Annotated in this window: 15 protein-coding genes; 9 read left to right on the top strand and 6 right to left on the bottom strand. The window is 42.3% G+C overall.

Annotation, left to right across the window (positions count from 1 at the left end; translation table 11 throughout):
- Positions 1–54: 54 nt before the first annotated feature.
- Complete coding sequence (locus MK370_RS01940) at positions 55–1,725, bottom strand: formate--tetrahydrofolate ligase (RefSeq protein ID WP_268683920.1); 1,671 nt, start codon at positions 1,723–1,725, stop codon at positions 55–57.
- A 213-nt stretch (positions 1,726–1,938) separates the two neighbouring features.
- Here MK370_RS01940 and MK370_RS01935 point away from each other — a divergent pair, with 213 nt between their 5' ends.
- From MK370_RS01935 to MK370_RS01915, 5 genes are all read left to right on the top strand, one after another.
- Entirely contained in the window at positions 1,939–2,622 is a 684-nt protein-coding gene (locus MK370_RS01935; protein ID WP_268683919.1) for a phosphopantothenate--cysteine ligase, read from the top strand.
- 11 nt (positions 2,623–2,633) lie between these two features.
- Positions 2,634–3,185, top strand: coding sequence for a phosphopantothenoylcysteine decarboxylase (coaC, locus tag MK370_RS01930; protein WP_268684460.1), 552 nt, complete (start codon positions 2,634–2,636; stop codon positions 3,183–3,185).
- Positions 3,169–3,732, top strand: coding sequence for an ECF transporter S component (locus tag MK370_RS01925; protein WP_268683918.1), 564 nt, complete (start codon positions 3,169–3,171; stop codon positions 3,730–3,732). The genes coaC and MK370_RS01925 overlap by 17 nt, the downstream gene beginning before the upstream one ends.
- A gap of 237 nt (positions 3,733–3,969) precedes the next feature.
- On the top strand, positions 3,970–5,688 hold the full coding sequence (locus MK370_RS01920) for a phospho-sugar mutase (RefSeq protein WP_268683917.1): 1,719 nt from the start codon (positions 3,970–3,972) through the stop codon (positions 5,686–5,688).
- 124 nt (positions 5,689–5,812) lie between these two features.
- Positions 5,813–6,160 carry a thiol reductase thioredoxin gene (locus tag MK370_RS01915; protein ID WP_002897535.1) on the top strand — a complete coding sequence of 116 codons (348 nt, stop codon included), beginning with the start codon at positions 5,813–5,815 and terminating at the stop codon, positions 6,158–6,160.
- A gap of 47 nt (positions 6,161–6,207) precedes the next feature.
- Here the strand turns inward: MK370_RS01915 and mutY are convergent, their stop codons facing one another.
- From mutY to MK370_RS01890, 5 genes are all read right to left on the bottom strand, one after another.
- A complete protein-coding gene (mutY, locus tag MK370_RS01910) occupies positions 6,208–7,368 on the bottom strand; it encodes an A/G-specific adenine glycosylase (protein WP_268683916.1) in 1,161 nt (386 codons plus the stop codon).
- A gap of 65 nt (positions 7,369–7,433) precedes the next feature.
- A complete protein-coding gene (gene pta, locus MK370_RS01905; protein WP_002900314.1) occupies positions 7,434–8,411 on the bottom strand; it encodes a phosphate acetyltransferase in 978 nt (325 codons plus the stop codon).
- A 23-nt stretch (positions 8,412–8,434) separates the two neighbouring features.
- On the bottom strand, positions 8,435–9,322 hold the full coding sequence (locus MK370_RS01900; RefSeq protein ID WP_268683915.1) for an RluA family pseudouridine synthase: 888 nt from the start codon (positions 9,320–9,322) through the stop codon (positions 8,435–8,437).
- Positions 9,319–10,137 (bottom strand): NAD kinase, encoded by an 819-nt coding sequence (locus MK370_RS01895; protein WP_326845076.1) that lies wholly within the window; start codon positions 10,135–10,137, stop codon positions 9,319–9,321. The genes MK370_RS01900 and MK370_RS01895 overlap by 4 nt, the downstream gene beginning before the upstream one ends.
- Complete coding sequence (locus MK370_RS01890; protein WP_002904528.1) at positions 10,121–10,792, bottom strand: GTP pyrophosphokinase; 672 nt, start codon at positions 10,790–10,792, stop codon at positions 10,121–10,123. The genes MK370_RS01895 and MK370_RS01890 overlap by 17 nt, the downstream gene beginning before the upstream one ends.
- A 95-nt stretch (positions 10,793–10,887) precedes the next feature.
- Here MK370_RS01890 and MK370_RS01885 point away from each other — a divergent pair, with 95 nt between their 5' ends.
- The 4 genes from MK370_RS01885 to MK370_RS01870 all read left to right on the top strand — a co-directional run bounded on the left by MK370_RS01885 (position 10,888) and on the right by MK370_RS01870 (position 14,016).
- A complete protein-coding gene (locus MK370_RS01885; RefSeq protein WP_032913581.1) occupies positions 10,888–11,451 on the top strand; it encodes a CYTH domain-containing protein in 564 nt (187 codons plus the stop codon).
- Positions 11,452–11,587: 136 nt separating this feature from the next.
- A complete protein-coding gene (locus MK370_RS01880; protein ID WP_048773468.1) occupies positions 11,588–12,544 on the top strand; it encodes a ribose-phosphate diphosphokinase in 957 nt (318 codons plus the stop codon).
- 10 nt (positions 12,545–12,554) lie between these two features.
- Positions 12,555–13,667: a cysteine desulfurase family protein gene (locus MK370_RS01875; protein ID WP_326845066.1), complete on the top strand. Its 1,113-nt coding sequence runs from the start codon at positions 12,555–12,557 to the stop codon at positions 13,665–13,667.
- A gap of 1 nt (position 13,668) precedes the next feature.
- Positions 13,669–14,016, top strand: coding sequence for a DUF1831 domain-containing protein (locus MK370_RS01870; RefSeq protein ID WP_268683913.1), 348 nt, complete (start codon positions 13,669–13,671; stop codon positions 14,014–14,016).
- The last annotated feature ends 15 nt before the right edge of the window (positions 14,017–14,031 follow it).

Here is a 14,031-nt window from a genome sequence, read left to right as displayed (position 1 = left end):
CAGTATTTCCACTATTATACCAAAAAAGCTCGTAAAGAGTTTTTTAAACCATAATCAAAATAGACCAATCGCTGTACCGTCTGCTGCCACATCCATATTAAGTGCCGCAGGACGTTTTGGCAATCCTGGCATGGTCATGACATCTCCTGTCAAAGCCACGATAAAGCCTGCCCCAAGTTTTGGTACCAATTCACGAATGGTAATTTCAAAGTTTTCCGGCGCGCCCAGAGCAGCAGGATTGTCTGAGAAGCTATACTGTGTTTTAGCCATGCAGATTGGCAGCTTATCCCAGCCGTTTTTGACAATTTCTCGAATTTGAGTCTGCGCTTTTTTCTCAAAGTTCACTTTTGAACCACGATAAATTTCTCTGACAATTTTCTCTATTTTTTCTTCAATCGAAAGATTATTATCATAGAGACGAGTGTAATGAGCAGGTTCTTCATTAATGGTTTTGACTACAGTCTCAGCCAGAGATACACCACCTTCAGCGCCATCAGCCCAGACGCTAGCTAGCTCAACTGGAGCCTTAATTTCTGCACAAAGTTCCTTAAGCGCAGTAATTTCAGCAGCCGTATCTGAAACGAATTCATTGATAGCTACTACAACTGGAATACCGAACTTACGGATATTTTCAACGTGCCGCTTGAGATTAGCAAAACCAGCTTGGATCGCCTCAATATTCTCTTCTGTAAGTGCATCCTTAGCTACTCCACCATTCATCTTGAGGGCGCGCAAGGTTGCAACAATTACGACTGCATCTGGAGAAGTCGGTAAGTTTGGAGTTTTAATATCCAAGAATTTCTCAGCACCAAGGTCCGCACCAAATCCTGCTTCTGTCACTGTATAATCGGCCAAGCGCAACGCTGTGCTAGTCGCTAAAACAGAGTTACAGCCATGAGCGATATTGGCAAAAGGACCGCCATGAACAAAGGCTGGTGTCCCGTAAATAGTCTGAACTAGATTTGGCTTAATCGCATCTTTCAAGACTAAAGCCAAAGCTCCTTCTACTTCAAGGTCACGAACATAGACTGGTGAGCGGTCATAGCGATAACCGATGACAATGTTAGCCAAGCGCTTTTTCAAATCTTCAATATCCGTAGCTAAGCAAAGAATCGCCATAATTTCAGAAGCGACTGTGATATCAAAACCATCTTCTCGCGGAATACCATTAACCGGACTTCCTAAACCAACAGTCACATGGCGAAGAGCTCGGTCATTTAGGTCAACCACCCGCTTCCAGATAATACGACGCTGATCGATTCCCAGAGCATTTCCCTGATGAAGATGATTATCAATGAGAGCTGACAGGGCATTGTTAGCTGTCGTAATTGCGTGCATGTCTCCAGTAAAATGCAAGTTGATATCTTCCATCGGTAGAACCTGCGCATGACCGCCGCCAGCCGCTCCTCCCTTGATGCCCATCACAGGCCCCAGAGATGGTTCCCGGATAGCAATCATAGTTTTCTTTCCAATTTTGTTGAGAGCGTCAGCTAGTCCAATGGTAATGGTAGATTTACCTTCTCCAGCAGGTGTCGGATTGATTGCCGTTACCAAAATCAGTTTGCCAACAGGATTTTTTTCAACCTCACGAATTTTATCAAAGCTGAGCTTAGCCTTGTACTTACCATATAGTTCTAAGTCATCATAGTTGATGCCGACTTTTTTCACTACATCAACAATAGGCTGCAATTCAACACTTTGAGCAATTTCAATATCTGTTTTCATCAAGAACTCCTCTGTCAATTAATATAAAGATTATAACAAAAAAGAGCAAAATCTACATGATTAAGCTCTAAAAAGATTTTAATGTTCGGGAAAAAGGAAAGTTAAGAAAATTATATTCTCTAAAATATAAGATTTCAGAGAATTATTTTCCGCTGTGACACTCTGCAATTAGAATTATTTTACTAAATTTCTTTTTTCTTGTAAAATAAGGCTATGAAGATATTGATTACTTCTGGCGGGACCAGCGAGAAAATCGACCGTGTCCGCTCTATTACCAATCATTCAACTGGCCGGCTTGGAAAAATCATAACTGAAACTTTTCTAGGCAAGGGCGATCAGGTTACTCTGGTGACGACTCCCAAGGCTATTCGCCCTGCAGCTCATCCCAATCTTACCATTGTACAGATTGAAAATGTTGCTGAACTGCTTGAAAGCTTGGAGCCACTCGTTCACACACATGATGTACTGATTCATGCAATGGCTGTCTCAGACTACGCCCCCGTCTATATGACTGGTTTGGAAGCTGTAGCAGCTAGCCCTGATCTAACTGAATTTCTGAATAAGACTAACTCAGAAAGCAAGATTTCTTCTCAGGATGATGTTCAAGTTCTTTTTCTCAAACAAACACCAAAAATCATCAGCTTGGTAAAAAAATGGAATCCAGATATTCGCTTGATTGGCTTCAAACTCTTAGTCGATGTTTCTAAGGAAGAGTTACTCGAGACCGCACGAGCCAGTCTCATAAAAAATCAAGCAGAAATCATTGTCGCCAATGATTTGACAGAGATTTCTAATAAGGAGCACAAAGCCTATCTTGTCGGAAATGATACTGTAACCCATGCTCAATCCAAAGAAGAAATTGCTCAGCTCCTCTACCTGCATATCCATAATCCGTAAGGAGGTAAATGATGACACAGATTACCTTAGCCGTCAGCGGCAGCATATCAGCTTACAAGGCAGCTGACATTACTAGCCGTCTAAAGAAAGAAAACTTTGATGTTGCTGTCCTCATGACAGATGCAGCGACAGAATTTATCACACCGCTGACCCTGCAAGTCTTGTCGCAAAGACCAGTTGCAATTGATATTATGCAAGAACCTGACCCTAGCAAGGTCAATCACATTGACATCGCTAAAGAGTCTGATCTCTTTTTGCTTGCGCCAGCTACAGCCAATACCATCGCTAAATTAGCCAACGGTTTAGCTGATAATATGGTGACAGCTACTGCCCTGGCTCTGCCACCTCATACGAAGAAAGTTTTGGCTCCAGCTATGAACACTAAGATGTTTGAAAATCCACTAACCCAGCACAATTTGGAGCGTCTGCAGCGTTTTGGATGGAAGATTATCCAGCCGCGCGAAGCTGTTCTAGCCTGTGGCGATCAGGGGACAGGTGCTCTAGCTGAAATTGATACGATTATTGATACAGTAAAGGAACTTATTTATGAAAAAACAATCTAAAATTGCTCAAATTGCTATTTTCTTTGCCATTATGTTGGTACTGCACCTACTCAGCTCGGTTATTTTCAACTTACTTCCAGTACCGATTAAACCTACGATTATTCACATCCCAGTGATTATCGCCAGTATCCTCTATGGCCCTAAAGTCGGAGCTGTTCTAGGTGGCCTTATGGGATGTATCAGCGTTGTCACCAATACCTTGGTGTTGCTGCCAACTAGCTATCTCTTTAGCCCTTTTGTGCCAAATGGAAGCATTTCTTCGTTTCTTGTTGCCATGGTCCCTCGCATTCTCATTGGTATCACTCCTTATTTCGTATATAAAGCTATGAAAAATAAGGCTGGCTTGATTGTAGCAGGTTCCGTAGGTTCTGCCACCAATACTATCTTTGTCTTGGGCGGTATCTTCTTTCTCTTTGCAAATGTATACCAAGGAGATATCAAAGCACTTCTGGCTGTGATTCTATCAGCAAATTCAATTGCCGAGTTAATCATTTCTGCGGTTTTGACAGCAACTATCATTCCTGCACTTGAAAAAGCTAAAAAATGATGATAAATTAGCTTTCCAGACCAAGCCTTGGTTTGGTCTTTTTTTAATACTGCAATTCAGCTCTACCATCTTGAAATCCTTGAAAGAATGCCCTGAAAAGTATTTCATCGTTTTCTAGGTAACCTCTTTCAAAATTAATGAAAATATGCTACAATGAAAGCGATTAAGAAAATTTAAGAGCAGGATTTTTTACTAAATTTTCCACTCTTCATTTCAAAAATAAAGGAGACTCCACCTATGACTTATCAAGATAACTTCAAAAAATGGCTTGATTATGCTGAACTTCCGGACTATCTTCGTGAAGACTTGAATAGTATGGACGAAAAAACTAAGGAAGATGCCTTTTACACCAATCTTGAGTTTGGTACTGCTGGTATGCGTGGTTTGATTGGCGCTGGTACCAACCGTATTAATATTTATGTTGTCCGTCAGGCGACCGAAGGTTTGGCTCGCTTGATTGAAGAAAAAGGTGATGAGTTCAAAAAACGCGGTGTTGCTATTGCTTACGACTCCCGTCATTTCTCACCAGAATTTGCTTTTGAATCTGCTGCTGTTTTAGCTAAGCACAGCATCAAGTCCTATGTCTTTGAAAGTTTGCGCCCAACTCCAGAACTTTCATTTGCAGTGCGTCATCTGGGAACTTTCGCTGGTATCATGATTACAGCCAGCCACAACCCTGCTCCATTTAACGGCTACAAGGTATATGGTGAAGACGGCGGACAAATGCCTCCGCATGATGCAGATGCATTGACAGGCTACATCCGTGCGATTGAAAATCCTTTTGCTATTGAGGTTGCTGATGTTGAAGCTGAAAAAGCTTCTGGCTTGATTGAAGTGATTGGTGATGCTATTGATGCTGAATACCTCAAGGAAGTTAAAGATGTCAATATCAACCAAAAACTGATTGATGAATACGGCAAGGACATGAAGATTGTCTATACTCCTCTGCACGGTACTGGTGAAATGTTGGCTCGTCGTGCTTTGGCTCAAGCTGGATTTGATTCTGTAGAAGTTGTTGAAGCTCAAGCTGTAGCTGATCCAGACTTCTCTACTGTTAAGTCTCCAAATCCTGAAAGCCAAGCAGCCTTTGCCTTGGCTGAGGAATTGGGCCGTAAAGTTGGTGCAGATGTCTTGGTCGCAACTGACCCAGATGCTGACCGTGTCGGTGTCGAAGTTCTGCAAAAAGATGGCAGCTATCTCAACCTTTCAGGTAACCAAATCGGAGCTATCATGGCTAAGTACATCTTGGAAGCTCATAAGAGTGCTGGAACTCTGCCAGCAAACGCAGCACTTTGCAAGTCTATCGTTTCTACTGACTTGGTGACTAAGATTGCCGAAAGTTATGGCGCAACCATGTTCAATGTCTTGACTGGTTTCAAATTTATCGCTGAAAAGATTCAAGAATTCGAAGAAAAGCACAACCACACCTACATGATGGGATTCGAAGAAAGCTTCGGCTATCTGATTAAACCGTTTGTACGTGATAAAGACGCTATCCAAGCTGTTTTGGTTGTGGCTGAGCTTGCTGCTTACTATCGCTCACGAGGCTTGACTCTGGCTGACGGTATTGAAGAAATCTACAAAGAGTACGGTTACTTTGCTGAAAAGACTATCTCTGTAACCTTGTCTGGTGTTGATGGAGCTGAGCAAATCAAGGCTATCATGGCTAAGTTCCGTGACAATGCTCCGAAAGAATTCAACGCTACTGCTATTTCTGTTACAGAAGACTTTAAGGCACAGACTTCTACTGCCGCAGACGGTACTGTTACAGCTCTGACAACTCCTCCAAGCGATGTGCTGAAATACACTTTGGCTGATGGCTCATGGATTGCTGTCCGTCCATCTGGAACAGAACCAAAAATCAAGTTCTACATTGCCGTTGTCGGTGACAGCAATGAAGATGCTCAAGAAAAAATCGCTGCTATTGAAGCAGAGATTAATTCCTTTATCAAGTAAAATAACACTATCAACCAATCAACCAGAGAATGAAATTCACATTCTCTGGTTTTTCGTTTCCAAATCAAGCATTTTTCTGCTTTTTATGGCATACTAGTTTTATCAAAAGAAATGAGGATGATTTATGGAACAATTTGCTCAAAATATTAAAGACTTGGAAGTCACAACTGTAGACCGAGCTCGTCAAGCAATTGCTGACAAAGAGACAGCAACTTTCTTCGTAGGTCGCAAAACTTGCCCTTACTGCCGTAAATTCGCTGCTACTCTTGCTGGCGTGGTCGCTGATACCAAGGCGTATATTTTCTTTATCAATAGCGAAGAAGCTAGCGAATTAGAGAAACTGCAAGCCTTCCGCTCTGAATACAGCATTCCGACAGTTCCTGGTTTTGTTCATGTTCAAGACGGCCAAGTATCTGTTCGGTGTGATTCTTCTATGACTGCAGATGAGATTAAAGCTTTTGCAAACTTATAAAATTGATTCAATTCAAAAATCTGAGACCAAAAAAGTCTCAGATTTTTTTACTTATTTCTAACTTCCTGAAAAGCCTCCCACATCTTCTGCTGGGGTTTGGCAAAGGGGTAATTGCCAAAGTCTTCCGGATCAAGCCACAAGACCTCTCCCTCAGCTGCGTGCTGACTATCTTTAACTCGGCCATAAACCAGCTGGATATGCCACTTGCGATGACTGAAAACATGCTGCACTTTTGAAAAGGACTGCTGCTGCCAATCAACAATCAAATCATAATCCTGCTCAAAGCTTTCTTGAGGAGACAGATCCAGACTTGGCTGATTTTCTGCCACCTCAAAGAGGGACATCTGATTTTCAGTTTGAAATTCCTCGATTTCAATCAAGGGAAAATGCCAAAAACCTGATAATAAGCCAGCAGCCTCATTCTTTTCAAGCAAGAACTGTCCCTTTTCGTTTTCGATAATCAAGCCTTGCAGATAGACTGGAACTGGCTTCTTTTTAGGTGCTTTGATTGGATATTTATCCATTGTTCCATTCAAATAAGCTGTGCTGAACTCCTTTACAGGACTGTCTTCTGGATGAGGATTAAGAGGAGCTTCGATATCTGACCCCAGATCCATCAGCGCTTGATTAAAATCTCCGGGTCTGTCTGGATCAATCAGAATCTCCATCATAGCCTGAAAGACCTTACGATTGCTAGGTTGACCAATATCTAAATCAACTTCAAATAATCGACTCAGCACCCGCATGACATTGCCATCTACCGCAGGCTCAACTAGTCCAAAAGCGATACTAGCAATAGCACCAGCAGTATAAGGTCCAATTCCTTTGAGGCTAGCAATTCCTTCATAGCTAGCAGGAAATTTTCCAGCGAAATCTGCCATTATCTGCTGAGCTGCTTTTTGCATATTTCGCACCCGCGAATAATAGCCCAACCCTTCCCAAGCCTTGAGCAGTCTATCCTCTGGCGCCTGAGCTAAATCAGCTACAGTCGGAAACCAGTCAAGAAAGCGCTCATAGTAAGGAATCACCGTATCCACCCGAGTCTGCTGCAGCATAATCTCAGAAACCCAGATATGATAAGGATTATTTGTTCTACGCCAAGGCAGATCACGTTTGTTTTCATCATACCAAGTTAATAATTTCTCTCGAAAAGAGGCGATTTTATTTGCCTCCCACATCTCAATTCCGTATTCTTTCAAATCTAACATAAATCTAGTATAGCATAAGACAAGAAAAATTGAAGAGCTTATGCCCTCCAATTGTTTCTTATCGTTTAATAATGACCAACAGCCTGACTGGCTGTAATCAAAGTCAGCTTATAAACATCATCCGCATTACAGCCTCGAGAAAGATCATTAACTGGGTGGTTAAGACCCTGCAAGATAGGACCTACTGCTGAAAAGCCACCTAAACGCTCTGCCATTTTGTAACTAATATTCCCAGCTTCGATACTTGGGAAGACAAAGACAGTCGCTTGACCAGCCACAGGGCTGCCAGGTGCTTTCAGTTCAGCTGTTGCAGGAACGAAAGCTGCATCAAACTGCAATTCACCATCGATAGCCAAGTCTGGACGCATTTCCTGAGCCAGCTTAGTCGCTTCCACTACCTTATCAACCTTTTCACCGAAACCAGAGCCCTTGGTCGAATAGCTGAGCATGGCAACTTTGGGATCAATACCGAAAATTTGTGCTGTCAAAGCTGAGTTAACAGCAATCTCCGCCAAAACATTGGCATCTGGATCGATATTGATGGCACAGTCACTGAAAATGTAGCGTTCGTCATCACGCACCATGAGAAAGGCTCCTGAAGTACGAGACACCCAAGGCAGGGTCTTGATGATTTGAAGAGCCGGTCGAACAGTCGCTGCTGTAGAGTGAATCGCGCCAGATACCATTCCTTGGACTTTACCAAGATAAACCAACATAACACCAAAGTAGTTAACGTCTTCCTTTAGCAACTGACGTGCTTCATCTGCAGTGATTTTCCCTTTACGACGCTCAACGAATGCTTCTACCAGTTCTTCAAAGCAAGAACAGTTTGAAGGATCAATAACCTGATATCCTTCTTTTACTCCCTCAATTTCCAGATAAATACGGATTTTATCTGGATTCCCCAAAAGAACTGGTGTAATATCGGTTTCTTTCACCAAGCGTTTAGTTGCTTGCAAAATCCGTGGCTCCTCACCCTCTGGCAAGACAATCTTTACTTCCTTATCTTTCAAGGCTTCACGAATTGAGTCAAAAATTTTCATGTTTCTTAAAACTCCTTTATCTCTTATTCTTTTAATTTCTCAATAACTTGTTTAAAATCTTCTGGCAAAGGACTGGCACGCTCAACTTCCTGACTACTAAAAGGATTATAAAATTTCAAAGAATGACAATGTAAAGCTTGGCGCTCTATTCCGTGTTCCAAACTCCCTCCATAAAGGTCGTCACCCAAAAGCGGAAAGCCAATGTGTGAAAAATGAACGCGAATTTGATGAGTCCGCCCAGTATGCAGATGAATATCCACTAGATAGACATCTCCAAATCGCTCTATGACCTTGTAACTGGTATGAGCGTACTTGCCATCCTCTGTCACGCGCCTCGTAATGATACTCTCAGGATTGCGTCCAATCGGAGCAATAATCTCACCTTGCTCTTCTAAGTCACCAGTCCCCCGAACTAGAGCGTAATAGCGCTTTTCTATCAGCTTCTTCTGCAACTGTTTGTCCAATCTGGCATGAGCATAGCCATGCTTGGCAAAGAGCATGAGCCCACTTGTATCCTTATCCAGACGCGTCACGATATGCACCTGCTGGTTTTCATAGGCATGACGAATATAGTAAGCCTTAACAAAGTTTGCCATAGTATTGGAATGATTAACACTGGGAATACTGGCCACCCCTGCCGGTTTATCCAAAACCAAGAAATGCTCATCCTCGTAGACGACAGACAAGTCCTTATCAACAGCTTTCAGACTCTCAAATCCTTTTTCAGAAGGAATGTCAATCGTCACTTTATCGCCAATATCCAAGAGATAAATAGCGTTCTGAGGCTGATGGTTGACAAGAATGTTTCCGCCGGAAAATTTTATCTTAGCCAAGAGGCCTTTGGAAATTTCATGTCGCTTCAAAAAGGTCTTTACCTTGACATGTTCATCAGCAATAAACTCAAACCTCATTCCTGGCACTCTCCAATAAAGGAGTCTCTGACACGATTCCAAAAGCTGGTATGGCTTGGCGAAGCCACAAAATGTATCTTGTGATTGTCAATCTGGTACTCAATACGGACAATGTTTTTGAAAGAGAAAGTCTGATTATCAACCGCAATAGTGTGATAGTCACTGCGGGTCGGTACCAGCTCAATCTTATCCTTTTTGGGAACAATGACAGACGAACCCAATGTCCGATAAACCCGATTGTTGAGACTGGCAATTTCTGTCACCTGCAAGGCTTCGATTGTCGGATGCAATACCGCTCCACCTAGAGATTTGTTATAGGCAGTACTGCCCGTCGGAGTAGAGACGGAAATCCCATCTCCTCGGAAACGCTCAAAATGAACCCGATTGATAATGACATCAGCTACCATAGTCCGATCCGAACGCTTGATTGTTGCTTCGTTCAAAGCACGAATAGTGCGTGTATCACCATTTTCAAAAGTGATTTTGACATTTAAAATTGGATAAGAAACCTGAGCACCAGTATCTAATTTGAGATTTTCTACCAGCTTATCTAGTTCAAAATCACGGTAGTCTGTATAAAAGCCGAGATGCCCTGTATGCACACCGACAAAGCGGACCCGATCCAGATGTTCTTCATACATATGAAAAGCTGATAGCAGCATGCCATCACCACCCACCGAAATCACGATGTCGGGATTCTTAGGAGTTAAAATAAAGCCATTCTGTTTCAGCTTCTGCTTCAAATCCTGATAGACTTGTTCACTCTGTCTTTTCCGATTGCGGATAATCGCTATTTTTTTATCTGTATTCTTCATCTGTATCATCACTATTTCCCACACCGTCATTTAACTTGCGGTGAAGAGGATCAAAGAGAGCCTGCGCCTCCTGGATAGCATCACGGATTTCTCCCATCTCCTCATCCAGCTGATAGGCAAGATTAGCTGTCGTTTCCAAGCGACACTTGATCTCCTCGGGAAATTCTCCTTTATACTTGTAATTTAAAGAATGCTCAATCGTAGCCCAAAAATTCATCGAAAGGGTGCGAATCTGAATCTCAGCCAGAATAAGCCTATGACCATTAATCGTATCAACTGGATACTCTACAATCACATGGTAGCTCCGATAGCCACTGGCTTTTTTGTTTTTGATGTAATCCCGCTCCTGCACAATGCGCATATCAGTCCGATTTCGCAAGACTTCTAAAACTTCATCCACATCATCGACAAACTGGACCATGACTCGTAAGCCTGCAATATCCTGCATCTCTTGCTCGATATTTTCCTCGCGAATGCCTCTCAGAATCATCTTTTCTTTAATGCTCTCAATCGGCTTGACACGTCCGGTCACAAATTCAATCGGAGAATGGCGTTGCTGCTTGCGGTATTGCTTTCGCACTCCACGCAGCTTAATTTTTAGCTCTCCAACAGCTTGAATATAGGGGTCTAGAAACTCTTCCCATTCTATTGTCATACACTTACCTTGTCATATCATTATTTTTTGTATAAAATAAACACAACTGTTATTATAACATAAATCGCTTTCAAAAAAAAGAAAAGGATATGAAAATGAATCACTTAGAAATTGAATTCAAAACCATGCTGACCAAAGAAGAGCACGACCGTCTGCTCCAGTTATTTGCTGATATTTCCCCTATTAGCCAGACCAACTACTACATCGAGTCAGATCAGCAGAGTATCCGACACGCCCACATGGCTTTTCGAGTACGAACTTTTAACCATCGCGAAGCTGAGCTGACGCTCAAGATTCCTCAAGAAGTCGGAGCCTTGGAACTCAATCAGAACTTGACACCAGAAGAAACCGAAAACATTTTGCAGAACAATGAATTTCCTGCGGGAGAGATTTTAGAGACGCTGCTTCAAAAAGAAATTCCCATCCAAGACTTGAAGATTCTAGGTTCTCTAGAGACTATCCGCTATGAAAAAGAAGACAAAATCGGCCTATTTGCTTTGGATGAGAGCCACTACTTGGACAAAAAAGACTTCGAACTCGAAGTCGAAGTTGAAGATTTCGAAAAAGGAAAAGAAAATTTCCTCAACTTCCTAAAACAGCACTGCATCGACTACAAACCTAGTAAGAGCAAGATAGCAAGATTTTCTGAAAACTTGTAAATCAACGACCACAAAATAGCTGAAATAATCTAATTTTTTTGGTAAAATAAAAGGTAGCAATCTAAAGACTATTGAAATATAAATTTCATGGAGCATTAGATTATAGAAATGACACAAAAAGAGGACGGTCCAACTCATGTCAGATAAAAAAAATATGAAGCTTTTTTCCCTCAACTCCAATCATTCCATAGCTGAAAAAATCGCTGAGGCTGCTGGGGTTCCTTTGGGAAAACTTTCCTCCCGCCAATTCTCGGACGGCGAGATTCAGATTAACATTGAAGAAAGTGTCCGTGGCTATGATATATACATCATTCAGTCTACTAGCTTCCCTGTCAATAATCACTTGATGGAACTCTTGATTATGGTGGATGCCTGCAAGCGTGCAAGTGCCAATACGATTAATGTTGTGATGCCTTATTTTGGTTATGCCCGTCAGGATCGAACTGCTGCTCCTCGCGAGCCAATCACAGCTAAACTGGTTGCCAACATGCTTGTCGGCGCTGGAGTAGATCGCGTGATTTCTCTGGATCTTCATGCCGTGCAGGTCCAAGGTTTCTTTGATATCCCAGTCGATAACCTCTTCACTATCCCACTCTTTGCTAAACATTATTGCAATATGGGGTTAACGGGAGATGATGTCGTTGTCGTCAGTCCTAAAAACTCTGGTGTTAAACGCGCCCGCAATTTGGCAGAATATCTGGATGCCCCTATCGCTATCATTGATTATGGCGAAGATGAGGCGGGTCGATCTGAAGGATATATCATCGGAGATGTCGAAGGTAAGAAAGCAATTCTGATTGACGACATTTTAAATACCGGTCGGACTTTCTCTGAAGCAGCTAAAATTGTCTGTCGCGAAGGCGCAGTCGAAATCTATGCTGTATCCAGTCATGGTCTCTTTGCGGATAAAGCTGCGGAATTGCTGGATGATTCTCCTATCAGAGAAATACTTGTGACCGACTCTGTTGATACCAAAGAAAAAACACCTAAGAATCTCCACTATATTACAGCAAGTGAACTGATTGGTGATGCCATTGTCCGTATCCAAGAAAGAAGACCAGTCAGCCCACTCTTTGCCTATCAAAAGAAATAAGGTAACCGGAGTGATTTATTTAGATAATGCTGCTACAACTGCTTTGTCGCCCGCTGCAATCCAAGCAATGACCAAAACGATGACCGTCTTTGGAAATCCATCCAGTACGCATAGCCATGGCCGAGAGGCTAGTAAACTGCTCAGACAGGCGCGTGAGGATATTGCTCAAGCTCTGCATACTCAAAGCAATAAGATTCTTTTTACTTCAGGCGGAACTGAAAGCAATAATACTGCTATCAAAGGCTATGCCCTTCGTCACCAGAACAGAGGGAAGCATATTGTCACCAGTGCTATTGAGCACCATGCTGTCTTAGAAGTGGTAGAGTACTTAGTAGATAAATTTGGCTTCGAAGCTACTTTTGTTCAGCCAGTGGATGGTCAGATTCGAGCTGAGGATATTAAGAAGTCTCTTAGACCTGACACTATTCTTGTATCTGTCATGGCAGTTAATAACGAGACGGGTGCCATGCTCCCCATTAAGGAAATTGGTGAACTACTGCAAGAACATCCTGCTGCTTTTCACGTTGATGCTGTCCAAGCAATTGGTAAACTTCCCATTTACCCTGACGAGCTAGGGATTGACTTTCTATCTGCTTCAGCTCATAAGTTTCATGGCCCCAAAGGCGTTGGCTTCCTTTATGCCAAGAAGATGGATTTTGACAATTTCATGCACGGTGGTGATCAGGAAGAAAAACACCGGGCCGGAACTGAAAATCTAATCTCTATCACAGGCATGGCGGCGGCTCTGTCAGAGAGCATGGAACATCTAGAGGAAAATCTAGAGCATGCGCAAGACTTAAAAAACAGCTTACTTGCTGACTTATCGGACATTGACTATTACTTAAATGAAAGTCAGCCAAGCTTGCCTTACGTCATCAATTTGGGATTTCCCAATCAAAAAAATGACCTGCTCCTACTTCAAATGGATTTAAATGGATTTTCCATTTCAACAGGATCAGCCTGCACTGCCGGAGCTATACAACCTAGTCATGTCTTGCAGGCTATGTATGACGAGGATTCCAACCGCTTGCATGAGTCCGTTCGGATCAGTACTTCGGACCAAACGACTCTGCAAGAGATTCAATCATTTACAAAGAAATTAAAAGAAATTTTAGGAGGATAAGATGGCCTTTCAAACATCTGTTAGCTTAACAAACTGTGAATATACCTATTCACTTCACCCAAATGTCAAGAAATTTACCTTGCGCGACAATACTTTCGCGGAAAGCAAGGTTGGCAACTATGAACTCTCTCGTCTGCTGGAATCTGTTCCCAACAGCGGAAATGGCTTTCTGCTGAAAATAATCGTCAATAAAGATTTGAATGGCTTCAAAATCAACATCACTGACAAATCAGGCCTGCGCTTGGTCAATATTTTCAAATCAGAAGACCATCACATTATTCAGCAAAAATTTTATTTCTTGATGGATAGCCTGGTTGAAAGAAACATTTTTGAAAAGACTCCACAATAAGCAAGATTCTCGCAA

Source organism: Streptococcus sanguinis, from assembly GCF_026781265.1.
Lineage (GTDB): Bacteria > Bacillota > Bacilli > Lactobacillales > Streptococcaceae > Streptococcus > Streptococcus sanguinis_T.
Note: the sequence above shows the minus strand (reverse complement) of the source record. Positions and strands in the feature narration are given on the sequence as shown.

What these genes read in the sequence shown, in the direction of transcription:
- MK370_RS01940 (WP_268683920.1), bottom strand. Translation starts at nt 1,725, where the DNA reads ATGAAAACAGATATTGAAATTGCTCAAAGTGTTGAATTGCAGCCTATT.
- MK370_RS01935 (WP_268683919.1), top strand. Translation starts at nt 1,939, where the DNA reads ATGAAGATATTGATTACTTCTGGCGGGACCAGCGAGAAAATCGACCGT.
- coaC (WP_268684460.1), top strand. Translation starts at nt 2,634, where the DNA reads ATGACACAGATTACCTTAGCCGTCAGCGGCAGCATATCAGCTTACAAG.
- MK370_RS01925 (WP_268683918.1), top strand. Translation starts at nt 3,169, where the DNA reads ATGAAAAAACAATCTAAAATTGCTCAAATTGCTATTTTCTTTGCCATT.
- MK370_RS01920 (WP_268683917.1), top strand. Translation starts at nt 3,970, where the DNA reads ATGACTTATCAAGATAACTTCAAAAAATGGCTTGATTATGCTGAACTT.
- MK370_RS01915 (WP_002897535.1), top strand. Translation starts at nt 5,813, where the DNA reads ATGGAACAATTTGCTCAAAATATTAAAGACTTGGAAGTCACAACTGTA.
- mutY (WP_268683916.1), bottom strand. Translation starts at nt 7,368, where the DNA reads ATGTTAGATTTGAAAGAATACGGAATTGAGATGTGGGAGGCAAATAAA.
- pta (WP_002900314.1), bottom strand. Translation starts at nt 8,411, where the DNA reads ATGAAAATTTTTGACTCAATTCGTGAAGCCTTGAAAGATAAGGAAGTA.
- MK370_RS01900 (WP_268683915.1), bottom strand. Translation starts at nt 9,322, where the DNA reads ATGAGGTTTGAGTTTATTGCTGATGAACATGTCAAGGTAAAGACCTTT.
- MK370_RS01895 (WP_326845076.1), bottom strand. Translation starts at nt 10,137, where the DNA reads ATGAAGAATACAGATAAAAAAATAGCGATTATCCGCAATCGGAAAAGA.
- MK370_RS01890 (WP_002904528.1), bottom strand. Translation starts at nt 10,792, where the DNA reads ATGACAATAGAATGGGAAGAGTTTCTAGACCCCTATATTCAAGCTGTT.
- MK370_RS01885 (WP_032913581.1), top strand. Translation starts at nt 10,888, where the DNA reads ATGAATCACTTAGAAATTGAATTCAAAACCATGCTGACCAAAGAAGAG.
- MK370_RS01880 (WP_048773468.1), top strand. Translation starts at nt 11,588, where the DNA reads ATGTCAGATAAAAAAAATATGAAGCTTTTTTCCCTCAACTCCAATCAT.
- MK370_RS01870 (WP_268683913.1), top strand. Translation starts at nt 13,669, where the DNA reads ATGGCCTTTCAAACATCTGTTAGCTTAACAAACTGTGAATATACCTAT.